Consider the following 26425-nt stretch of genomic DNA (forward strand, 5'->3'; position numbering starts at 1 on the left):
TCAGGACAGACCCAGCTCGTCGTCGAGAAGCGCGAACACATCATCGTCCGAAGCGCCTTCGAGGTCGAATTCTCCGTTGCCGTTCGCCGACTCCTTGCCCTGTGCGGCCCACTTCGTCCTCAATACCTCGATTCGCCCGGCAACATGCTTGTACTCCTGGCCATCGACGGTCATCTCCGTCATCGCCTTCTGCAGGTGGTCGAGGATGGCGAGCACCGATCCGACGCCGGTGGCCTCCTCCGTGACGAGCCGGCCGCGGAGATGGTCCACGACATCGGCCGGGGTGGGGTAGTCGAACAGCAGGGTGGCCGGGAGCCGCAGCCCGGTGGCCGCGTTCAGCCGGTTGCGGAAGTCCACGGCCGTCAGCGAGTCGAAGCCCAGCTCCTGGAACTGCCGGGTGGCTCCGACCGCCGTTCCGTCCGCGTGTCCGAGCACCAGCGCCGCCTGGTCGCGCACCAGCTTCAGCAGGACGTCGCGCCGCTCCTCCTCGGTCAGTCCGGTCAGCCGCTCGGCGAGCGAACCGGCCGACTGCGGGGCGGCCGTCGCCGACCGCCGCACGGGCGTCCGGATCAACCCCCTGAGCAGCGCCGGGATCTCGCCCTGCGCCCGGAGCGCCGGCAGGTCCAGCCGTACGGGCAGGACCAGCGCGTCGGCGGTGGTGAGCGCCGCGTCGAACAGGGCCACGCCCTCCTCGGCGGAGAGCGCCGGCATACCCGAGCGGGCCAGCCGTCGCATGTCCTCCTCGGTGACACTTCCGGTCATGCCGCCCGCCTGGTCCCACGGCCCCCAGGCCAGCGACACGCCGGGCAGTCCCTCGGCCCGCCGCTGGGCCGTGAGCGCGTCCAGGAACGTGTTGGCCGCGGCGTAGTTGCCCTGTCCCGCGCCACCGAAGACTCCGGCGACCGACGAGAAGACCACGAAAGCGGACAGGTCCAGGCCGCGGGTCAGCTCGTGCAGGTGCCAGGCCGCGTCGACCTTCGGCCGCAGTACGGTGTCGAGCCGCTCAGGAGTCAGCGAGCGGATCACGCCGTCGTCCAGGACACCGGCGCAATGCAGGACCGCCGACACCGGATGCGCCGGGTCAACCGCCGCCAGGGTCTCGGCCAGGGCCGCCCTGTCACCGGCGTCACAGGCTGCCGCCGTGGCCTCGGCGCCGAGCTGTGCCAGCTCCTGGACGAGTTCGCGCGCACCGTCGGCGCCGAGGCCCCGGCGGCTGAGCAGCAGGAGCCGGCGTACGCCGTGTTCGGCGGCCAAGTGCCGGGCCAGTATGCCGCCGAGACCACCGGTGCCGCCGGTGATGACCACGGTGCCGCCCCGCTCCCAGCCGTCGCCCTCGTCCTTACGGTCCTCGTCCTTACGGTCCTTGTCGTGACCGTCTTCGGAGGTCGCCGGCTCGGGGAGTACTGCCCGGTCCAGCCGTGCGGCGCGCAACTCCCCGCCGCGCAGCGCCCATTGCGGCTCGTCCGAGCCGAGCGCCGCCATCAGCGGAGCCAACTCGGCGCCGTCGGCGGAGTCTGCGGGATCGAGGTCCAGCAGGCCGAAGCAGCCGGGGTTCTCGCTTTGCGCCGAGCGGACCAGGCCCCGGACGGAAGCCGCCGCCAGATCGGCCACGGCACCGCCGTCCACCGCCACAGCGCCCCGGGTGACGAAGACCAGCTTCGACCCGGCGAACCTTTCCTCGTCGAGCCACCCCTGGAGGTGCTCCAGCGTCCAGGCCGTGAGCGCCCGCACCGATGCCGGGACGGCGTCGGCCGGTTCACCCGCCGCGGAGATCAGGACCACATCCGGCACCGGGGTGTCGGCCGCCGCCAGTGCGGCGAGGTCGGCGTGCGTCTCGACGACCGCACCGGATCCCGCGGAGCCCTTGGCGCCGGCAGCGCCGGCAGCGAGAGCGAAACGGTCAGGACCAACCAGGGCAACGGACTCGGCATCCGCCGTATCGGACTGTACCGGCACCGGAATCCAGTTCTGTACGAAGAGCGCGTCCTTCGCCGTTCCTTCCGTCGCGTTCAACTGTTCGCTCGACACGGCCCGTACGAGAAGCGAGTCGACCGAGGCGACCGGCGCTCCGGAGGTGTCGGCGGCTGTGATCGACATCGCGCCGTCCCCGGCGGGCGCGATCCGTACCCGCAGCGCCGAGGCGCCGCTCGCCCGCAGCGAGACACCCGCCCAGGAGAACGGGAGAGCCGCGGAGCCCGACCCGTCCTCACCGGCCAGCAGCGAGGCGTGCAGGGCGGAGTCGAGCAGTGCGGGATGCAGACCGAACGCGGCTGCCTCACCCTCGGCGTCCTCCGGCAGACTCACCTCGGCGAAGAGCACGCCGTCCCGCCGCCAGGCGGCCTGGAGTCCCTGGAACACCGGCCCGTAAGCGAACCCGGCCTCGGCGAACCGCTCGTAGCAGCCGTCCAGTTCCAGGCTCTCCGCGTCCTTCGGCGGCCAGACCGTGGCGTCGAACGCCGCGTGCCCCGCGTCGGAATCGGTCTGCGGCGTACCGGAGCCCTCGGCCAGCGCGCCGCTGGCGTGCTGGGTCCAGGGGGCGTCGTCCGGCGCGTCCTCGGGCCGGGAGTAGATCCCCACCGAGCGCAGGCCCGCTTCGTCGGGGGTGCCCACCGCGACCTGCACCCGTACGGCGCCGCGCTCCGGGAGCAACAGCGGTGCGGCGAGGGTCAGTTCTTCGACCCGGTCGCAGCCGACCTCGTCACCTGCCCGGATGGCCAGCTCCAGCAGCGCCGTACCCGGCAGCAGGACCCGCTCCATGACCGCGTGGTCGGCCAGCCACGGATGCGACTGGACGGAGAGCCTGCCGGTGAACAACACACCTTGCCCTGCGGCGAGTTCCACCGCAGCGCCCAGCAGCGGGTGCTCGGCGGAGCCCAGCCCCGCCGCGCGTACGTCACCCGCGCCCGACGGCGATCCGGCCGGCCAGAACCACTGGTGCTGGAAGGCGTACGTGGGCAACTCGACGCGCCGCGCGCCCGTTCCGGCGAAGAATCCGCTCCAGTCCACCGTGGCACCGTGCGTGTGCACCTGCGCCAGGGCGGCGAGTGCGGTCGGGACCTCGTCCCGGTTCTTGCGCAGGACCGGGACGGTCACAGCGCCGTCCGGCACGGACTCCTGGGCCATGGCGGAGAGTACGCCGTCCGGGCCCAACTCCAGGAAGGTGTCGACGCCTTGTTCGGCGAGGGTCCGTACCCCGTCGGCGAAGCGGACCGCCTCGCGGACATGCCGCACCCAGTACTCGGCCGAGCACAGCTCGTCGGCGCTCGCCAGAGCGCCGGTCAGGTTCGACACGACGGGGATGCGCGGCGCCTCGAAGGCCAGTGTTTCCGCCACCGCGCGGAAGTCCGCCAGCATCGGATCCATCAGCGGCGAGTGGAAGGCGTGCGAGACCCGCAGTTGGTTCGTCTTACGGCCCTGCTCCGCCAGCAGCGCCGCGACCTCCAGCACCGCGGCTTCGTCGCCCGAAAGCACGACGGACGCAGGCCCGTTGACGGCCGCGATCGATACGCCTCCGGTCAGCAGCGGGACGACTTCGTCCTCCGCGGCCTGGACCGCGACCATCGCACCGCCGGCGGGCAGTGCCTGCATCAGACCCGCACGGGCCACGACCAGCCGCGAGGCGTCCGCCAGCGAGAACACCCCGGCCACATGAGCCGCCGCGATCTCACCGATCGAATGACCGGCCACGAAGTCCGGGGTCACACCCCACGACTCCACCAGCCGGAACAACGCCACCTCGACCGCGAACAGCGCCGGCTGGGTGAACCCGGTCTCGTTCAGCAGGTCCGCGTCGTCACCCCAGATGACCTCCCGCAGCGAACGGCCCAACTCACCTTCCAGCTCCGCCAGTACGGCATCCAGCGCCTCGGCGAAGACCGGGAAGCGCTCGTACAGCTCGCGTCCCATCCCCAGCCGCTGGCTGCCCTGGCCCGAGAACAGCAGCGCCGTCCGTCCGCCGGTCGCGGCACCGGATACGGCGAGCGCGTCGGGCTCGCCTGCCGCCAGTGCGGCGAGTGCCCGCAGCCGGTCGGCCGGGTCAGCGGCCAGGACCACCGCCCGGTGCTCGAAGCCCGACCGGCTCGTGGCCAGCGAGAAGCCGACATCCACCGGACGCAGCTCGGGCCGTGCCTCGGCCGCGGACAGCAGCCGGGCCGCCTGGTCCCGCAGCGCGTCCGCCGTCCGGCCCGAGAGCAGCCACGGCACCACCGTGTCCGGAGTATCAGGCAGCTCAGGTGCCGGTGTGACCGCAGGTGCGGGTACGGGGGCAGCCGCGGACGCGGGCTGCTCCAGGATGACATGTGCGTTCGTCCCGCTGATGCCGAACGACGACACACCCGCACGGCGCACATGGTCCGACTCGGGCCACGCCGTGGACTCCGTCAGCAGCTCCACCGCGCCCGCAGACCAGTCCACATGCGAGGACGGGGCGTCGACGTGCAGGGTACGCGGCAGGCTGCCGTGCCGCATCGCCATGATCATCTTGATGACCCCGGCGACACCCGCTGCGGCCTGCGTGTGGCCGATGTTCGACTTCACCGAACCGAGCAGCAACGGCCGCTCCGGATCCCGGTCCCTGCCGTACGTGGCGAGCAGCGCCTGCGCCTCGATCGGGTCGCCGAGCGACGTGCCCGTACCGTGCGCCTCCACCACATCGACGTCGTCCGCCGAGAGGCCGCCGCCGGCGAGGGCCTGGCGGATCACCCGCTGCTGCGAGGGACCGTTCGGCGCTGTCAGGCCGTTGGACGCGCCGTCCTGGTTGATCGCGCTGCCGCGCAGCACGGCCAGGATGTCGTGCCCGTTGCGCAGCGCGTCGGACTGCCGTTCCAGGACGAGCATGCCGACGCCCTCGGACCAGCCGACCCCGTCGGCCGACTCGGAGAACGCCTTGCAGCGTCCGTCGGCGGCCAGCCCGCGCTGCCGGGAGAATTCCACGAAGGCGCCCGGCGTCGACATCACCGTCACACCGCCGGCCAGTGCCATGGAGCACTCGCCGGTGCGCAGCGCCTGCGCCGCGAGGTGCATCGCCACGAGCGACGACGAGCACGCCGTGTCCACCGTCATCGCGGGTCCTTCGAATCCGAAGGTGTACGAGACGCGGCCGGACGCCACGCTGCCCGCGCTGCCCTGGCCCTGGTGGCCTTCGAAGTCCTTGCCGTTGAGCGTGCTGCCGTAGTCGCTGTACATCACGCCGGCGAACACGCCGGTCGCGCTGCCGCGCAGCGACTGCGGGTCGATTCCGGCCCGCTCGACCGCTTCCCACGACGCCTCAAGCAGCAGCCGCTGCTGCGAGTCCGTCGCCAGCGCCTCACGCGGGCTCATCCCGAAGAACGCCGGGTCGAACTCGCCCGCGTCGTGCAGGAACCCGCCCGAACGCGTATAGGACGTGCCCTTGTTGTCGGGGTCCGGGTGGTAGAGCGATTCCACGTCCCAGCCGCGGTTCACCGGGAAGCCGGAAATCGCGTCCGTCTCCTCGGTCACCAACTGCCACAGGTCCTCAGGCGAGGTCACTCCACCGGGATAGCGGCAGCTCATCCCGACGACCACGATCGGATCGTCGGCGAGCGGCGGCAGCAGCCGGACCGGGACCGAAGCGTCGGCCTCCGTCCCGAACAACTCGTCGCGCAGATGGTCGGCGAGCACGCTCGCCGTCGGATAGTCGAAGATCAGCGTGGCGGTGAGCCGCAAGCCTGTCACCTGCGACAGCCGGTTCCGCAGCTCGACCGCCATCAGCGAGTCGAAGCCCAGGTCCCGGAACTGGACGGCCGCGTCAACGGCCGCTGAGCCGGTGTGCCCGAGCACGAGGGCGACTTGGGTCCTGACGAGGTCGAGCAGCGCCTCCTGCCGCTGTACCGGGTCGAGTCCGGCCAGCCGGGCGGCGAGCCCGGTGGCGGTCGCGGCCCCGGCCACGGCGGTCCTGCGGGTACGGGTGCGGATCAACGACCGCAGCAGCGGCGGGACTTCGCCCTGCGCGCGGAGCGCGGCCAGGTCGAGCCGTACCGGCGCGACCACGGACTCACCAAGCGCCAGCGCCGTGTCGAACAGCGCCACGCCCTGGTCGGCGGAGAGGGGCGGCATACCCGCCTTCTCCATCCGTCGCATGTCCGCTTCGGTCACGCTTCCGGTCATGCCGCCCGACTGGTCCCACGGCCCCCACACCAGCGACACACCGGGCAGGCCCTCGGCCTGCCGACGGGCGGCCAGGGCGTCCAGGAAGGCGTTCGCCGCCGCGTAGTTGCCCTGTCCCGCTCCGCCGAACAGACCGGCGACCGAGGAGAACACCACGAAGGCGGACAGATCGAGACCGCGGGTCAGCTCGTGCAGATTCCAGGCCGCGTCCGCCTTCGGACGCAGCACCGCGTCCAACCGCTCAGGAGTCAGCGAACCGACCACACCATCGTCCAGCACCCCCGCCGTATGCACCACGGCGGACACCGAATGCGCGGACAACAGCTCTGCCAGCGCCGCCCGGTCGGCGACATCGCATGCCTCGACCGCGACCTCGGCGCCTTGCTGCTCAAGCTCGGTGACCAGCTCAGCGGCGCCCGGTGCGTGCGCGCCCCGGCGGCTGACCAGCAGCAGATGCCGTACGCCACGCTCGGCCACCAGGTGCCGTGCGAGCACACCACCCAGACCGCCCGTGCCACCGGTGATCAACACCGTGCCGTCGGCGTCCCAGACCTGCTCGGTGTGGTCGGCGCCGACTGCGGCCCGAGCCAGCCGTCCCGCGTGGATTCCGCTGTCCCGGATGAGGAGTTGCGGCTCGTCGCTGCCGAGAGCCGCTGCCAGCAGGTCGGTTGACGTCTCGTCGGGACCGAGGTCGATCAGTCCGAAGCTGCCGGGGTTCTCGGTCTGCGCGGACCGCACCAGACCCCATACCGAGGCAGCGGCGATGTCCTTGACCTCGTCACCGCCGTCAGCGACCGCGCCACGCGTCACGAACACCAGGCGCGATCCGGCGAAGCGCTCCTCGGCAGGCCAGCCCTGGATCAGTGCCAGCACGTCTGCGGTCAGCGCGTGTGCGGACCGCACCACCTGTTCGTCGGTATCACCGGTCACACCCACCAGCACCACGTCGGGCACCGGTGTCTCCCCCGCAATCAGTTCCGCGAGGTCGGCGTACGTCTCGACGGCGACGCCGGACTCGGCCAGCGCGCCGGCCAGGGCCGACGTGTCCGCTCCGAGCACGGCGGCGGACTGCGGGGCGACCAGCTCGTCCTGCACAGGAGCCCAGGTCAGCCGGAAGAGCGCGTCCTTGCCGACCGCTCGGTTGTCGGTCAACTCCTCGCTCGACACGGTGCGTACGAGGAGTGAATCGACGGAGGCGACCGGCTCGCCGGTGGTGTCGGCCACCTCGATCGTCAGCGCGTCGTTGCCGGCGGGGGCGATCCGTACGCGCAGCGCCGAAGCGCCTGTCGCGTGCAGCGAGACACCCTGCCAGGCGAACGGCAGTCCGCCAGTGCCCTGTTCACCGTCACTCGCGAGCAGCGAGGCGTGCAGGGCGGAGTCGAGCAGCGCGGGGTGCAGACCGAAACGGGCCGCTTCGCCCTGCGCGTCCTCCGGGAGGCTCACCTCGGCGAAGACCTCGCCGTCACGCCGCCAGGCGGCCCGCAGCCCCTGGAACACCGGACCGTAACCGAACCCAAGCTCCGCGAACCGCTCGTAGCATCCCTCGACGTCCAGGCTCTCGGCGCCGGTCGGCGGCCACACCGTGGCGTCGAAGTCGCCGGTCGGCCGCTGCCCCCCGGTTGTCAGTACGCCCGTGGCGTGCTGCGTCCAGGACGCGTCCGCCGCGCCCTCGGGGCGCGAGTGGACAGTGACGGTACGCCGCCCGGTGTCGTCAGCGACACCGACGCGTACCTGGGTCCGCAGGGCGCCGCGCTCAGGGAGTACCAGCGGTGCGGCGAGGGTCAACTCCTCGACGCGGTCGCAGCCGACCTCGTCACCGGCGCGGAACGCCAGCTCCAGCAGCGCCGTGCCCGACAGCAGGACCCGGTCCATGACCGCGTGGTCGGCCAGCCACGGATGCGACTGGACGGAGAGCCTGCCCGTGAACAACACGCCCTCGTCCTCGGCCAGTTCGACCGTTCCGTTGAGCAGCGGGTGCTCGGCGGACGTCAGTCCGACGGCAGCCGCGTTCGCCGCGCCGTGCGCTCCGGTCGGCCAGTACCACTGGTGCTGGAACGCGTACGTCGGCAGATCGACCTTCCGCGCGCCGGTCCCGGCGAAGAACGCCGGCCAGTCCACGCGTACACCGCGCACCTGCAGTTGGGCCAGGGCGCCGACCGCCGCCGTCTCCTCCGGCCGCTCCTTGCGCAGCAGCGGCACGGTCAACGCGCCGTCCGGCACCGACTCCTGCGCCATCGCTGACAGCACACCGTCGGGACCAAGCTCCAGGAACGCGGTCGCGCCTTCGTCGGCGAGCGTCCGCACGCCGTCCGCGAACCGTACGGCCTCACGGACGTGCCGTACCCAGTACTCGGCGGAGCACAGTTCTTCGGCGGTCGCGAGTCGCCCTGTCAGGTTGGACACCACCGGCACGGACGGCTCGGCATAGGACAAGGTCGCAGCGACGGCGCGGAAGTCGTCCAGCATCGGCTGCATCAGCGGCGAGTGGAAGGCGTGCGAGACCCGCAGCCGGTTGGTCTTACGACCCTGCTCCTTGAGCCCGGCCGCGATCTCCAGGACCGCGTTCTCGTCACCCGAAATCACCACGGAGGAAGGTCCGTTGACCGCTGCGATCGACACGCCGTCAACCAGCAGCGGCGTGACTTCGTCCTCTGTCGCCTGGACCGCGACCATCGCACCACCGGACGGCAGCGCCTGCATCAGACCAGCACGCGCAACCACCAGACGCGAGGCGTCCGCCAGCGAGAACACCCCGGCCACATGAGCCGCCGCGATCTCACCGATCGAATGACCGGCCACAAAGTCAGGGGTCACCCCCCACGACTCCACCAACCGGAACAACGCCACCTCGACCGCGAACAACGCCGGCTGAGTGAAACCGGTCTCGTTCAGCAGGTCCGCGTCGTCACCCCAGATGACCTCCCGCAGCGAACGGCCCAACTCACCTTCCAGCTCCGCCAGTACGGCATCCAGCGCCTCCGCGAACACCGGGAACCGCTCGTACAGCTCACGGCCCATCCCCAGCCGCTGCGAACCCTGCCCCGAGAACAGGAACGCGCGCTTGCCACTGCCCGAAGGCCCGGACACGACCGAGGCATCCGGTTCACCGGCGGCCACCGCCGCCAGCGCACGGGCCGCATCGGCCGGGTCGCCCGCCAGCAGTACCGCTCGGTGCTCGAACCTCGACCGGCTCGTGGCCAGCGAGAGTCCGACATCCACCGGGCGCGACTCCGGCCGCGCCTCGATGTACGAGAGCAGCCGCGCCGCCTGGCCGCGGAGCGCTTCCGGCGTCTTGCCGGACAGCACCCACGGCACCACACCCGGCTCCACCGCCGCTTCCACGGTGGCGGAATCAGCGACCACCGTCCCCTGGATCACCGTCGCCGGCTGCTCCAGGATCACGTGCGCGTTCGTCCCGCTGATCCCGAACGACGACACACCCGCACGCCGCACCCGGCCGGCGTCCGGCCAGTCCGTCTGCTCGCTGAGCAGTTCCACGGCGCCCGCCGACCAGTCCACGTGCGAGGACGGCTCGGTCACATGCAGGGTCTGCGGCAGTACACCGTGCCGCAGCGCCATGACCATCTTGATCACACCCGCGACACCTGCGGCGGCCTGCGTGTGGCCGATGTTCGACTTGAGCGAGCCGAGCCAGAGCGGGCGCTCCGGCTCGCGGCTCTGACCGTACGTGGCGAGCAGCGCCTGCGCCTCGATGGGGTCGCCCAGCGTCGTACCCGTACCGTGCGCCTCCACCGCGTCGACATCGGCGGGCGAGAGTCCGCCGCTGGCCAACGCCTGCCGGATCACCCGCTGTTGCGAGGGTCCGTTGGGCGCGGTCAGACCGTTCGACGCACCGTCCTGGTTCACCGCGGAGCCCCGCACGACGGCCAGGATCTCGTGCCCGTTGCGCACGGCGTCCGACTGGCGCTCCAGCACCAGCATGCCGACACCCTCCGACCAGCCGACCCCGTCGGCCGACTCGGAGAACGCCTTGCACCGCCCGTCGGGCGAGAGGCCGCGCTGGCGCGAGAACTCGACGAAGGTGCCGGGCGTCGACATCACCGTCACACCGCCGGCCAGTGCCATGGAGCACTCACCGCTGCGCAGCGCCTGCATCGCCCAGTGCATCGCCACCAGCGACGACGAGCACGCCGTGTCCACCGTCACCGCGGGACCTTCGAGGCCCAGCGTGTAGGACACCCGGCCGGACGCCACGCTGCCCGCGCTGCCCTGGCCCTGGAAGCCCTCGAACTCCTTGCCGTTGAGCGTCGTGCCGTAGTCGTTGTACATCACACCGGCGAACACACCGGTCTGGCTGTCGCGCAGCGACTGCGGGTCGATCCCGGCCCGCTCGATCGCCTCCCACGACGCCTCAAGCAGCAGTCGCTGCTGCGAGTCGGTCGCCATCGCCTCACGCGGGCTCATCCCGAAGAAGGCGGGGTCGAACTCGCCCGCGTCGTGCAGGAATCCGCCCGAGCGGGTGTACGACGTGCCGTTGTGGTCGGGGTCCGGGTGGAACAGCGCGTCCACGTCCCAGCCGCGGTTGGCCGGGAAGTCCGAGACGGCGTCCCCGCCCTCGGTGACCAGCCGCCACAGGTCTTCCGGCGAGGTCACTCCGCCGGGGTAGCGGCAGCTCATGCCGACGACCACGATCGGGTCGTCGGACATGGGCGGCAGGGAGGACACCGGGACGGCCAATTCGGCTTCGGCGCCGAGCAGTTCGTCGAGCAGATGGTCCGCGAGCGCGGTCAGCGTCGGGTAGTCGAAGGCCATCGTGGCCGGCAGCCGCAGCCCGGTCGCCGTGTTGAGCCGGTTCCGCAGCTCCACCGCAGTCAGCGAGTCGAAGCCCAGATCGCGGAACGCGCGCTCCGCGTCGATGTCGGCGACGCTCGCGTGTCCCAGTACCAGTGCCGCCTGGGCGCGGACGAGATCCAGCAGCACTTCCTGCCGGTCCGCCGGGTTCAGGCGGCTCAGCCGCTGGGTCAGACCGGCGTCCGCGCCCGCGCCTGTGGTGGCCGCCCGGCGCGACGGCGTACGGATCAGACCGCGCAGCAGCGCGGGGGCGACGCCCTGTGCCCGCAGGGCGGGCAGGTCCAGCCGCACCGGGACAGCGACCGGTTCGCCGGCCGTCAGCGCGGCGTCGAACAGAGCCATACCGTGTTCGACGGACAGCAGCGGCATGCCGGCGTCCTCGGCCCGGCGCAGATCGCGGTCGGCCAGCGCGCCGGTCATGCCGGCGCCCTGCTCCCACGGGCCCCAGGCGAGCGACAGGCCCGGCAGGCCCTCGGTCTGCCGATACGCGGCGAGCGCGTCCAGGAAGGTGTTGCCCGCCGCGTAGTTGCCCTGCCCGGCGCTGCCGAACACACCGGCGACGGAGGAGAACATCACGAAGGCGGACAGATCGAGATCACGGGTCAGTTCGTGCAGGTTCCAGGCGGCGTCGACCTTCGGCCGCAGGACCTTGTCCAACCGTTCGGGAGTCAGCGAACCGATGATGCCGTCGTCCAGCACACCCGCCGTATGCACCACGGCCGTCAGCGGGTGGTCCGACGGAACGGACGCCAGCAGCTCGGCCAGCGCTTCCCGGTCCGCCACATCGCACGCGCCGACCGAGACGTCGGCGCCCTGCTCGGTGAGTTCCGCGACCAGTGCCTCCGCGCCCTCGGCAGCGAGACCGCTGCGGCTGAGCAACAGCAGGTGCCGTACGCCGCGTTCGGTCACCAGGTGGCGCGCCAGCCGGCCGCCCAGACCACCCGTACCGCCGGTGATCAGCACGGTGCCTTCGCCGTCCCACGCGGTGTCAGCACCGGACTCGGCGACGGTCATACGGGCGAGGCGCCCGGCGCGCAGGCCGCCCTCGCTGATCACCACCTGCGGTTCGTCCGTCCCGAGCGCCTGCGGCAGCACGGCCGCCGACTCGTCGGAACCAAGGTCGATGAGCCCGAAGGAGCCCGGGTTCTCGGTCTGCGCTGTGCGCACCAGACCCCACACGGAGGCGGCGGCGACATCGGAGACCTCTTCGTCACCGGCAGCGACGGCGCCCCGTGTCACGAACACCAGCCGCGACCCGGCGAACCGGTCGTCGGCCGACCACTCCTGCGCCAGGGCCAGTACGTCAGCGGTCAACGCGTGCGCGGACTGGGCCACTTGCCCTTCGGAGGTGTCGGCGACACCGACCAGCACCACGTCCGGCACGGGGGACTCCCCCGCCGTCAGCGCTGCCAGATCCGGGTACGTACCGACCGCGACGCCGGTGTCCGCCAAGCCGTCGGCCAGGCCGAGCACGTCCGGGCCGATCACCGCGACCGCGTCGGGCGCGGCCTCGGGCCGAGCGGCCACCGGGATCCAGCCCAGACCGAACAGCGCGTCCCTGGCGGGCCCGGTCGTCCCGACGGCGCGAAGCTGCTCGCTGGAAATGGTCCGTACGACAAGGGAGTCGACCGAGGCGACCAGCTCACCGGAGGTGTCGGCGGCCGTCACCGATATCGCGTCGTCGCCTGCGGGGGCGATCCGTACGCGCAGCGCCGAAGCGCCTGTCGCGTGCAGTGAGACACCCTGCCAGGAGAACGGCAGGCCGCCAGTGCCTTGTTCGCCGTCACTCGCGAGGAGCGAGGCGTGCAGGGCGGAGTCGAGGAGCGCGGGATGCAGACCGAAGCCGGCCGCGTCGTCCCGCATGTCCTCCGGGAGACTCACCTCGGCGTAGATCGCACCGTCCTGGCGCCAGGCGGCGCGCAGCCCCTGGAACACCGGACCGTAACCGAACCCAAGCTCAGCGAACCGCTCGTAGCATCCCTCGACGTCCAGCGCCTCAGCGCCTGCGGGCGGCCACGCGGCGGCGGCGAAGTCGGTGGGCGCGTTCGGCGCACCGACGGCGAGTACGCCCGTCGCGTGCTGCGTCCACGACTGCTCGTCCGCACGGTCGAGCTGGGAGTGCACGGTGATCGCGCGTCGGCCGGTGTCGTCGGCGACGCCCACCCGCGCCTGCACCCGTACCGCGCCGCTTTCCGGCAGCAACAGCGGTGCGGCGAGGGTCAGTTCCTCAATCCGGTCGCAGCCGACCTCGTCACCGGCCCGGAAGGCCAGCTCCAGCAAGGCCGTACCCGGCAGCAGTACCTGGCCCATGACCGCGTGGTCGGCCAGCCACGGATGCGACTGGACGGAGAGCCGGCCGGTGAACAACACGCCCTCACCCTCGGCCAGTTCGACGGCGGCGCCGAGCAGCGGATGCTCGGCCGAGCCGAGTCCTGCCGCCCGCATGTCGCCCGCGCCGCCGAGCAGCCTCGCCGGCCAGAACCACTGGTGCTGGAAGGCGTACGTCGGTACGTCGACCCGCACCGCACCCGTCCCGGCGAACACAGCGGCCACATCGGTCGGCACGCCCCGCACATGGAGCTGTGCCAGCGCCGTGACGGCGGCCAGTTCCTCGGGCCGGTCCTTACGGAGCACCGGTACGGTCACGGCGTCGTCCGGGACCGATTCCCGCGCCATGGCGGAGAGCACCCCGTCCGGGCCCAGTTCCACGAAGGTGCCGACGCCCTGGCCGGTCAGGAAGCGCACTCCGTCGGTGAAGCGGACGGCCTCGCGGACATGGCGCACCCAGTACTCGGCCGAGCACAGCTCCTCGCCCGTCGCCGTCTCACCGGTCAGGTTCGAGACGACCGGGATACGCGGCGCCTGGAAGTCCAAGCCCTCGACGACCGCCCGGAACTCGTCGAGCATCGGGTCCATCAGCGGCGAGTGGAACGCGTGCGAGACGCGCAGCCGACTCGTCTTACGACCCTGCTCCGCCAACTGCCCGGCGACCGCGAGGACCGCATCCTCATCACCCGAAACAACCACAGAAGACGGCCCGTTGACGGCTGCGATCGACACGCCGTCGACCAGCAGCGGAAGGACCTCGTCCTCCGTCGCCTGGACGGCGACCATGGCACCACCGGACGGCAGCCCCTGCATCAACGAAGCACGCGCCACCACCAGCCGCGCCGCATCCGTCAGTGACAACACCCCGGCCACATGAGCCGCCGCGATCTCACCGATCGAATGACCGGCAACGAAGTCCGGGGTCACACCCCACGACTCCACCAACCGGAACAACGCCACCTCGACCGCGAACAACGCCGGCTGAGTGAAACCGGTCTCGTTCAGCAACTCGGGATCATCACCCCAGATGACCTCCCGCAGCGAACGGCCCAACTCCCCGTCCAGCTCCGCCAGTACGCCATCCAACGCCTCCGCGAACACCGGGAACCGGCCGGACAACTCACGGCCCATCCCCAACCGCTGCGAACCCTGACCCGAGAACAAGAACGCTGTCTTTCCCGCAGCGGTCGGACCGGTCACCGCCGACGGGTCCGGTTCACCTGCCGCGAGTGCCGTCAGGGCTCGCACCGTGTCCGCGGCGTCGTCCACCAGCACCGCCGCGCGGTGCTCGAAGACCGACCGGCTGGTGGCCAGCGAGAAACCGATATCGACGGGCCGTGCCTCCGGCCGGGCCTCGATGAGGGAGAGCAGCCGCGCCGCCTGGCCCCACAGGGCTTCCGGCGTCCGGCCGGACAGCACCCACGGCACCACACCCGGTGCGACGACCGGGGACTCGGCCGTGCCGACCACGGTGCCCTGGATCACCGTCGCCGGCTGCTCCAGAATCACGTGCGCGTTCGTCCCGCTGATGCCGAACGACGACACACCCGCGCGCCGTACCCGGTCGCTCTGCGGCCAGGCCGTCTCCTCGGTCAGCAGCTCCACCGCCCCCTCGGTCCAGTCCACATGGGAGGACGGAGCGTCGACGTGCAATGTCCTGGGCAGGCTGCCGTGCCGCATCGCCATGATCATCTTGATGATTCCGGCGACACCCGCCGCCGCCTGCGTGTGGCCGATGTTGGACTTCACCGAACCGAGCAGCAACGGCCGCTCCGGATCCCGGTCACGCCCGTACGTCGCGAGCAGCGCCTGCGCCTCGATCGGGTCGCCGAGCGACGTGCCCGTACCGTGCGCCTCCACCACGTCGACATCGTCCATGGAGAGTCCGCCACTGGCCAACGCCTGCCGGATCACCCGCTGCTGCGAGGGACCGTTCGGCGCGGTCAGACCGTTCGACGCACCGTCCTGGTTCACCGCGGAGCCCCGCACGACGGCCAGGATCTCGTGCCCGTTGCGCACGGCGTCGGACTGGCGCTCCAGCACCAGCATGCCGACACCCTCCGACCAGCCGACCCCGTCGGCCGACTCGGAGAACGCCTTGCAGCGCCCGTCAGGGGCGAGTCCGCGCTGCCGCGAGAAGTCCACGAACACCGTCGGTGTGGACATCACGGTCACCCCGCCGGCCAGTGCCATGGAGCACTCACCGCTGCGCAGCGCCTGCATCGCCCAGTGCATCGCCACCAGCGACGACGAGCACGCCGTGTCCACCGTCACCGCGGGACCTTCGAGGCCCAGCGTGTAGGACACCCGGCCGGACGCCAGGCTCGTACTGCCACCGCCCTGGAAGCCCTCGAACTCGGGGCTCGCCAGCAGGCCGGTGTAGTCGCTGTACATCACACCCGCGAAGACACCCGTCCGGCTGCCCCGCAGCGCGACCGGGTCGATCCCGGCCCGCTCGATCGCCTCCCACGACGCCTCCAGCAGCAACCGCTGCTGCGAGTCCGTCGCCAGCGCCTCACGCGGGCTCATCCCGAAGAACGCCGGGTCGAACTCGCCGGCCTGGTGCAGGAATCCGCCCGAGCGGGTGTACGACGTCCCGAGGTGGTCGGGGTCCGGGTGGAAGAGTCCGTCCACGTCCCAGCCGCGGTTGACCGGGAACCCGGAGATCGCGTCCGACCCTTCGCTCACAAGCTGCCACAGGTCCTCCGGCGAGCCGACGCCGCCCGGGTAGCGGCAGCTCATGCCGACGATCACGATCGGATCGTCGGCGACGGCCGCGCTCCGCGTCACGTCGGGCAGGGCCACCGCGGCATCCGCGCCGAGCAGTTCGTCCAGCAGGTAGTCGACGAGTGCCTGGACCGTCGGATAGTCGAAGGCCATCGTGGCGGGCAGCCGCAGTCCGCTGGCGGTGTTGAGCCGGTTCCGCAGCTCCACAGCCGTCAGCGAGTCGAAGCCCAGATCGCGGAACGCGCGGCCCGGATGGACCGCTGCGGCATCGGCGTGCCCCAGGACGAGGGCCACTTGTCCGCGTACCAGGTCGAGCAGCACCTCCTGGCGCTCGACCGCGGTGAGCACGGCCAGTCGCTCCACGAGTCCCGCGGCGGCGGCCGATCCGGCGACCGCGGCCCTGCGGGAGCGGGTACGGATCAACGACCGCAGCAGCGGCGGCACTTCACCCTGCGCACGGAAGACCGGCAGGTCCAGCCTGACCGGTGCGAGCATGGCGTCCCCGGTGGCCAGGGCGGCGTCGAACAGCGCCACGCCCTGCTCCACCGACAGCGCGGGCACACCGGAGCGTGCCATCCGCTCAGTGTCGGCCTCGGAGAGCGTCCCCGTCATGCCGCCGGACTGGTCCCACGGGCCCCAGGCGAGGGAGGTGCCCGGCAGGCCCTCGGACTGCCTGCGGGCCATCAGGGCGTCCAGGAAGGTGTTGGCCGCCGCGTAGTTGCCCTGCCCCGGATTGCCGAAGGTGGCGGCGGCGGAGGAGAAGACCACGAAGGCCGACAGGTCGAGATCGCGGGTCAGCTCGTGCAGGTGCCAGGCCGCGTCGGCCTTCGGCCGCAGGACGCTGTCCAGCCGCTCGGGAGTCAGCGAACCGACCACCCCGTCGTCCAGTACGCCTGCGGCATGCACCACGGCGGAGACGGGATGCGCGGACAGCAGGGCCGCCAGCGCCGCCCGGTCGGCCACGTCGCACGCCTCGACAGCGACCGCGGTCCCTTGCACCTCCAGCGCGGCGACGAGTTCCTCGACGCCGTCGGCGGCCCGTCCTCGCCTGCTGACCAGCAGCAGCCGCCGTACCTCGTGCTCGGCCGCCAGATGGCGGGCGACGACCGCGCCCAGACCACCCGTACCGCCGGTGATCAGCACGCTGCCTTCGGTGTCCCACACGGGGCTCACATCGAATTCGGCGGCCGGCCTGCGCACCAGGCGCCCGGCCAGGACAGCGCCGTCCCTGACCACCACCTGCGGCTCATCGGTCCGCAGGGCCGACAGCGGCAGCGCGGCCGGCTCGTCCGGATCCAGATCGATCAGCCCGAAGCAGCCGGGGTTCTCGGACTGCGCCGACCGTACGAGACCCCAGACCGAGGCGGCGGCGACATCGCTGCCGCCCACCGCACCATGGGTGACGAAGACGAAGCGGGACGCGGCGAAGCGCTCGTCGGACAGCCGCGCCTGGATCTGCTCCAGGGCCCGGTGGGTGAGTGCGCGCACCGATTCCGGCGTCTCGGCGGCCGGGTCCCCGGCCAGGGCGATCAGCACGGCGCCGGCCGGCGGAGTGTCCGTGGCGGCGAAGTCCGTCACGTCTTGGTAGAGGTCCGTCTCGACACCCGCGTCGCGCAGGGCCGCCGGCAGACCGATGGGGTCGGGGCCGAGCACCGTCACCGGCTGCGGGGCCCCGGTGGAGGTGGTCGCCGCGAGCGGGGTCCAGTCGAGCCGGAACAGGGCGTCCCGGGTCAGCGCGTCGGGCTCGTGCAGAGCTTCGTCGGACAGGGCCCGCATCGCCAGCGACTCCACCGAGGCGACCGGCGCTCCCGTGGTGTCGGCGACGGCCATCGTGACGACTCCGTCGGCGTCGCGGGTGATCCTGATCCGTACGGCCGAGGCCCCTGACGCGTGCAGCGAGACGCCGCTCCAGGAGAACGGCACACCGGCCCGCTGGTCCTGCCCGGCGAACCAGGCCGCGTGCAGCCCGGCGTCCAGCAGTGCGGGGTGCAGACCGAAGGCCTGCGCCTCCTCCTGGAAGCCGTCGGGCAGGCTCACCTCGGCGAAGACCTCGCCGTCCTTCCGCCATACGGAGCGCAGCCCCTGGAACACCGGACCGTACGCGAATCCGTCGGCGGCGCGGGCCTCGTAGAAGCCGTCGAGGTCCGCCTCTTCGGCGTCGGCGGGCGGCCAGACAGTGGCGTCGAAGCCGGTGGGAGCAACGGATCCGCCGATGGCCAGTACGCCCATGGCGTGCTGCGTCCACGTCTCCTCGGCCGCCCCCTCGGGACGGGAGTGGACGGTGACGGTACGCCGCCCGGTCCCGTCCAAGGTGCCGACCCGTACCTGCGTCTGGACAGCTCCGCGCTCGGGCAGCACCAGCGGGGCGGCGAGCGTCAGCTCGTCCACGCGGTCGCAGCCGACCTCGTCACCGGCCCGGACCGCCAGTTCGAGCAGCGCCGTACCGGGCAGCAGGATCCTGCCGAGCACCGCGTGGTCGGCCAGCCAGGGGTGCGACTGCACCGACAGCCGGCCGGTGAACAACACGCCTTCGCCCTCGGCCAGTTCGACCACGCCGTTGAGCAGGGGATGGTCGGCGTTCATGAGGCCGATCGCGGACCCTCCGGCGCCGCCGCGCAGGCCGCGCGGCCAGAACGGCCGGTGCTGGAAGGCGTACGTCGGCAGATCAACCCGGGTGGCCCCGGTCCCGGCGAAGAACGCCGGCCAGTCCACGAGCGCGCCGTGCGCGTGCAGTTGAGCGAGTGCCGTGACCGCTGAGGTCTCCTCGGAGCGGTTCTTGCGGAGCACCGGTACGGTGACGGCCTCGGCCGGTACCGATTCCTGCGCCACGGCGGAGAGCACCCCGTCGGGGCCCAACTCCAGGTATACGCCGACGCCCTGGGCGGCGAGGGTCCGTATGCCGTCGGCGAACCGGACGGCCTCGCGGACGTGCCGTACCCAGTACTCGGCCGAGCACAGTTCCTCGGCGCTGGCGAGTTCCCCGGTCAGGTTGGACACCACCGGCACCGAAGGCTCGGTGTAGGCAAGGGACTCGGCGACAGCGCGGAAGCCGTCCAGCATCGGCTGCATCAGCGGCGAGTGGAAGGCGTGCGACACCCGCAGCCGACTGGTCTTACGGCCCTGCTCGGCCAACTGCCCGGCAACCGCCAGGACCTCGTCCTCGTCACCTGAGATCACCACGGAGGACGGTCCGTTGACCGCTGCGACGGACACGCCCTCGGTCAGCAGCGGAAGCACCTCGTCCTCCGTCGCCTGCACCGCGACCATCGCACCACCGGACGGCAGCGCCTGCATCAACGAAGCACGCGCCACCACCAGACGGCACGCGTCCACCAGCGAGAAGACTCCGGCCACATGGGCAGCCGCGATCTCACCGATCGAGTGACCGGCCACGAAGTCCGGGGTCACACCCCACGACTCGACCAGCCGGAACAACGCCACCTCGACCGCGAACAACGCCGGCTGGGTGAAGCCCGTCTCGTTCAGCAGGTCCGCGTCGTCACCCCAGATGACCTCCCGCAGCGGACGGCCCAACTCCCCGTCCAGCTCGACCAGTACGGCATCCAGCGCCTCGGCGAACACCGGGAACCGGCCGTACAGCTCACGGCCCATCCCCAGCCGCTGCGAACCCTGCCCCGAGAACAGGAACGCCGTCCTGCCACCGGTGACCGCACCGGACACGGCCGATGCGTCCGGCTCGCCGACCGCGACCGCCGCCAGCACCTGCGCGGTGTCCACGGAGTCCCCGGTCAGCACCACGGCCCGGTGCTCGAACCTCGACCGGCCCGTGGCCAGCGAGAATCCGATGTCCAGCGGGCGCAGATCGGGGCGCGCCTCGATGTACGAGAGCAGCCGCGCCGCCTGGCCGCGCAGGGCTTCCGGTGTCTTGCCGGACAGCACCCACGGCACCACACCCGGCTCGACCGCAGGAGCCTCGACCGTCCCCTGGATCACCGGGGCCGGCTGCTCCAGGATGACGTGCGCGTTCGTCCCGCTGATGCCGAACGACGACACACCCGCGCGGCGCACCCGGTCGCTCTGCGGCCAGGCCGTCTCCTCGGTCAGCAGCTCCACGGCGCCCGCCGACCAGTCCACGTGCGAGGACGGCTCGGTCACATGGAGCGTGCGCGGCAGTACTCCGTGCCGCATGGCCATGATCATCTTGATCACACCCGCCGCGCCCGCCGCTGCCTGGGTGTGGCCGAGGTTCGACTTCACCGAGCCCAGCAGGAGCGGCTGTTCGCGGTCGCGGCCGTACGTCGCGAGCAGCGCCTGCGCCTCGATCGGGTCGCCCAGCGTCGTACCCGTACCGTGCGCCTCCACCGCGTCCACGTCGGCGGGCGAGAGTCCGCCGCTGGCGAGCGCCCGGCGGATGACCCGCTGCTGCGAGGGGCCGTTGGGGGCGGTCAGGCCGTTCGACGCGCCGTCCTGGTTGACGGCGCTGCCGCGCAGCACGGCCAGGATCTCGTGGCCGTTGCGCACGGCATCGGACTGGCGCTCCAGCAGGAGCATGCCGATGCCTTCGGACCAGCCGACGCCGTCGGCCGACTCGGAGAACGGCTTGGACCGGCCGTCGGGGGCGAGGCCACGCTGGCGCGAGAACTCGACGAAGGTGTCGGGGATCGACATCACCGTCACACCGCCGGCCAATGCGAGCGAGCACTCGCCGCCGCGCAGTGCCTGCGCCGCCAGGTGCATCGCGACCAGCGAGGACGAGCACGCGGTGTCGACCGTGACGGCCGGGCCCTCGAACCCGAAGGTGTAGGAGACGCGGCCCGAGGCGACGCTCAGCGCGCTGCCCTGGCCCTGGAAGCCCTCGAACTCCTTGCCGTCGAGTGCGGTGTTGTAGCCGCCGTACATCACACCGGCGAACACACCGGTCTGGCTGTCGCGCAGCGACACCGGGTCGATCCCGGCCCGCTCGACGGCCTCCCAGGACGTCTCCAGCAGCAGTCGCTGCTGCGAGTCGGTCGCCATCGCCTCGCGCGGGCTCATCCCGAAGAAGTCCGGGTCGAACTCGCCCGCGTCGTGCAGGAATCCGCCGGAGCGGGTGTACGACGTGCCCATGTGGTCCGGGTCGGGGTCGAACAGCGCGTCCACGTCCCAGCCCCGGTTGACCGGGAAGTCCGAGACGACGTCGGCGCCTTCGGTTACCAGCCGCCACAGGTCCTCCGGCGAACCGATGCCGCCGGGGAAGCGGCAGCTCATCCCGACCACCACGATCGGGTCGTCGTCGAGCAGCGCGGGTGAGAGTTCCGGCGCGGCTTCGGCCGCGGCGTCCGGGCCGAGCAGCGCTTCGTGCAGATGGTCGGCGAGCGCGCCGACCGTCGGGTAGTCGAAGACCATCGTGGCGGGCAGCCGCAGGCCGGTCGCCGTGTTGAGCCGGTTCCGCAGCTCGACGGCCGTCAGCGAGTCGAAGCCCAGGTCACGGAATGCCCGGGTCGGGTCGACCCCGTCACCGCTCGTGTGGCCGAGCACCAGGGCCGCCTGGCCGCGTACCAGCTCAGCCAGCGACTCGCGGCGCTCCTGGCGGCCCAGCCGGCTCAGCCGCGCCGCCAGACCGGCGTCCGCGCCTGTACCCGTTCCGGCGCCGGCTCCCGCGACGACGGTGCGGCGGGTGCCCGTACGGACCAGGCCGCGCAGCAGCGGCGGGACGGCGCCCCGCGCACGCAGTGCGGCCACGTCCAGCCGCACCGGCGCCACCGCGGGCCGGCCGGTCGCCAGCGCGGCGTCGAAGAGGGCCACGCCCTGCTCGACCGAGAGCAGGGGCATGCCCGCTTCGGCGGCCCGGCGGAGATCGGCCTCACCGAGGCCGCTCGTCATGCCGGCGCCCTGGTTCCAGGCGCCCCACGCGAGGGAGACGCCCGGCAGACCCTCGGTCCGCCGGTGCGCGGCGAGCGCGTCCAAGAAGGTGTTGCCCGCCGCGTAGTTGCCCTGTCCCGCGCCACCGATCAGTCCGGAGACGGAGGAGAAGACCACGAACTCGGCCAGGTCGGGGACGAGTTCACGGGTCAGCTCGTGCAGGTTCCAGGCGGCGTCGACCTTCGGCCGCAGGACCTTGTCCAGCCGCTCGGGAGTGAGCGAACCGACGATCCCGTCGTCCAGCACACCCGCCGTATGCACCACGGCCGTCAGCGGATGCTCGGAAGGAACCGACGCCAACAGCCCGGCCAGCGCCTCCCGATCGGCCGCGTCGCACGCCTCGACAGCGATCTCGGCGCCCAGCGTCTCCAGCTCGGCCGCCAACTCGGCGGCGCCGTCGGCGGCGAGACCGCGCCGACTCGTCAACAACAGGCGTCGTACGCCGCGTTCGGCGACGAGATGCCGGGCCAAAACGCTGCCCAGACCACCCGTGCCGCCGGTGATCAGCACCGTGCCTTCGGGATCCCACACGCGCGGCATGGTCAGCACGATCTTGCCCACATGCTTGGCCATGCTCATGAACCGGAACGCGTCCTGGGCCTGCCGCACGTCCCAGGTACGGACGGGCAGCGACTCCAGCACGCCCCGGTCGAACAGCTCCATCACCGAGACGAGCATGCGCTGGATACCCTCGGGCTCCACCCAACCGAGGTCGAAGGACTGGTAGTCCAGGCCCTCCGGCAGGTCCGCCTCGTCGCGGATGTCCGTCTTGCCCATCTCCAGGAACCGGCCGCCGGGCGCGGTCAGTCGCAGCGACGCGTCCACGAACTCGCCTGCCAGCGAGTTCAGTACGACATCGACCCCCTGCCCCTCGGTCACCTCGGCGAACGCCGACTCGAAGTCGGTCGTACGGGACGAGGCGATGTGATCATCAGCGACACCCAGCGACCGCAGGACGTCCCACTTGCCCTCACTCGCCGTCGCGAACACCTCGGCACCCAGATGGTTCGCCACCTGGATCGCCGCCATACCCACACCACCGGCACCCGCGTGGATCAAGACCTTCTCACCGCGCTGAAGTCCGCCGAGGTCCACGAGCGCGTAGTACGCCGTCAGGAACACCAGCGGCATGGAGGCCGCCGTCTCCCACGACCAGCCGTCGGGCATCCGGGTGAGCAGCCGTGCGTCGCCGACCACCTGCGAGCCGAAGCCGCCGGACACCAGCCCGGTGACCCGGTCGCCGGGCCGCAGGCCGGTCACGTCGGGCCCGGTCCCGGTCACCACACCCGAGACCTCGCGCCCCATCCGGCCCGCGTCGCCGGGGTACATGTCCAGCGCCTTGAGCACGTCACGGAAGTTCACGCCCGCCGCGCGTACGTCGATCCGTACGTCGCTGCCGGTCAGCGGCTCCAGGACCTCGGGGAACGGCGCCAGGGTCAGCCCGTCCAGGCTGCCCTTCGTCAGGCTGTCCAGCCGCCACGGCACGCCGGTCGGCGGCACAAGCCCCGTACCGGAGTCGAGTCGCGCGAGCCGGCCCGCCCGGATCGCGCCGTCCCGGAGCACCACCTGCGGCTCGTCGGAGCCGAGGGACGTCGCGAGCAGCGCTACGGCGTCGGCTGCGGCATCAGCGGCCGAGTCGATGTCGACCAGGCCGAAGCAGCCGGGGTTCTCGGTCTGCGCCGAGCGCACCAGACCCCATACCGAAGCGGCGGCGACATCGGCGACATGCTCGTCACCGGCCGCCACGGCGCCCCGTGTCACGAACACCAGCCGCGATCCGGCGAACCGGTCGTCGGCCAACCACTCCTGCGCCAGGGCCAGTACGTCCGCGGTGAGGGTGTGCGCCGACTCCGCGACCCCCGTACCGTCCGCCAGATCCGTACCGGTCACGCCGACCAGTACGGTGCCGGGGACCGGGGACTCCCCCGACGCGAGCGCCGACAGATCGCTGAACGTCTCGACACCGGCGCCCGACTCGGCCAGCCCCGCGGCGAGCCCGAGCGGGTCGGAACCCACCAGGGCGACGGAGGCGGGGGCCTCCGCACCGGCAGGCACGGGAACCCAGTCCAGTCCGAACAGGGCGTCGCGTGCCTGCGCGGCGCTCTCGTTCAACTGCTCACCCGACACGGCTCGTACGAGCAGCGAGTCGACCGAGGCGACCGGCTCGCCCGTCGTGTCGGCGACCGCGATCGAGACCGCGTCCCGGCCCTCGGCGGGGGCGATCCGCACTCGAAGGGCGGAAGCGCCCGTCGCGTAGAGCGAGACGCCCTCCCAAGAGAACGGCAGGCCCCCGCTGCCCTCTTCGCCGTCACCGGCGAGGAGCGAGGCATGCAGGGCGGAGTCGAGCAGCGCGGGGTGCAGACCGAAACGGGCCGCTTCGCCCTGCGCGTCCTCCGGGAGGCTCACCTCGGCGAAGACCTCGCCGTCACGGCGCCAGGCGGCCCGCAGCCCCTGGAACACCGGACCGTAACCGAACCCGAGCTCCGCGAACCGGTCGTAGCATCCCTCGACGTCCAGGCTCTCGGCGCCGATCGGCGGCCACACCGTGGCGTCGAACCCGTCCGCCGACGGCTGACCGGCCGCAGTCAGTACGCCCGTCGCGTGCTGGGTCCACGACCGCTCGTCGGCGCCCTCGGTCAGGGAGTGCACGGCGAGGGAGCGCCGGCCGGTGTCGTCGGCGACCCCGACCCGCACCTGGACCCGCACCGCGCCGCTTTCCGGCAGCGTGAGCGGCGCGGCGAGCGTCAGCTCTTCCACGCGGTCGCAGCCGACCTCGTCACCGGCCCGGAAGGCCAGCTCCAGCAGTGCGGTCCCCGGCAGCAGGACGCGGCCGAGCACCGCGTGGTCCGCGAGCCACGGATGCGACTGGACGGAGAGCCGCCCGGTGAACAACACACCTTCGCCCTCGGCCAGTTCGACGGCGGCGCCGAGCAGCGGATGCTCGGCCGAGCCCAGTCCCGCCGCGCGTACGTCGCCCGCGCCGACCCGCTGGCCCGCAGGCCAAAACCACTGGTGCTGGAAGGCGTACGTGGGTACGTCGACCCGCACCGCACCTGTCCCGGCGAACACAGCGGCCACATCGGTCGGCACGCCGCGCACATGGAGTTGTGCCAGCGCCGTGAGGGCGGCCAGTTCCTCGGGCCGGTCCTTACGGAGCAGCGGTACGGTCACGGCGTCGTCCGGGACCGAATCCTGCGCCATGGCGGAGAGCACACCATCGGGCCCCAGCTCCAGGAACGTGCTCACACCCTGCTCGCCCAACGTCCGTACACCATCGGCGAATCGGACCGCCTCGCGGACATGGCGCACCCAGTAATCGGCCGAGCACAGCTCATCGGCGCTCGCCAGAGCGCCGGTCAGATTCGACACCACGGGGATACGCGGCGCTTCAAAGGCCAAGCTCTGCGCCACCGCCAGGAACTCGTCCAGCATCGGATCCATCAGCGGCGAGTGGAAGGCGTGCGACACCCGCAGCCGACTCGTCTTACGACCCTGCTCCGCCAACTGCCCGGCAACCGCGAGAACCGCGTCCTCGTCACCCGAAACAACCACGGACGAAGGCCCGTTGACGGCTGCGATAGACACGCCCTCCGTCAGCAGCGGAAGCACCTCGTCCTCCGTCGCCTGCACCGCCACCATCGCACCACCGGACGGCAGCCCCTGCATCAACGAAGCACGCGCCACCACCAAACGGCACGCATCCGCCAACGACAACACCCCGGCCACATGAGCAGCCGCGATCTCACCGATCGAATGACCGGCAACGAAGTCAGGGGTCACACCCCACGACTCCACCAACCGGAACAACGCCACCTCGACCGCGAACAACGCCGGCTGCGTAAACCCGGTCTGGTTCAGCAACTCGGGATCGTCACCCCAGATGACCTCCCGCAGCGAACGGCCCAACGCACCGTCCAGCTCCGCCAGTACGGCATCCAGCGCCTCGGCGAACACCGGGAACCGGCCGGACAACTCCCGGCCCATCCCCAACCGCTGCGAACCCTGACCCGAGAACAGGAACGCGCGCTTGCCGCCCGCGACCGTCCCGGATACCGCCGAGGCGTCCGCCCCGCCGGCCGCCAGCGCGGTGAGCGCGCGGACCGCGTCCGCGGGATCGCCCGCCAGCACGACCGCCCGGTGGTCGAACAGCGACCGGCCTGTGGCCAGCGAGAACCCGACATCCACCGGGCGCTGCCCGGTCTGCGACTCGACGGCGGACAGCAGCCGCGCCGCCTGCGCGGCCAGCGCCTCCGGCGTCCGGCCGGACAGCACCCACGGCACCACACCCGGCTCGACCGCAGGAGCCTCAACTGTCCCCCGGATCACCGGGGCCGGCTGCTCCAGGATGACGTGCGCGTTCGTCCCGCTGATGCCGAACGATGACACACCCGCACGGCGGACGCGGTCGGACGTGGGCCATTCGGCGGTTTCCGTCAGCAACTCCACAGCGCCCGCGGACCAGTCGACATGGGTTGACGGCTCGGTCACGTGCAGCGTCTGCGGCAGCACTCCGTGCCGCATGGCCAGCACCATCTTGATGACGCCCGCCACACCCGCCGCGGCCTGCGTG

At 71.9% G+C, this 26425-nt stretch carries 1 protein-coding gene (cut by a window edge); it reads right to left on the bottom strand.

Annotation, left to right across the window (positions count from 1 at the left end; translation table 11 throughout):
• Positions 1-26425: the 3' portion of an SDR family NAD(P)-dependent oxidoreductase gene (locus tag ACZ63I_RS16795; protein ID WP_469339317.1), read on the bottom strand. Its footprint extends 6362 nt past the window's final position; 26425 of the gene's 32787 nt are visible here — the last part of the coding sequence; the start codon falls outside the window, past its right edge; it ends in the stop codon at positions 1-3.

This window comes from Streptomyces sp. NPDC087906 (assembly GCF_055584925.1).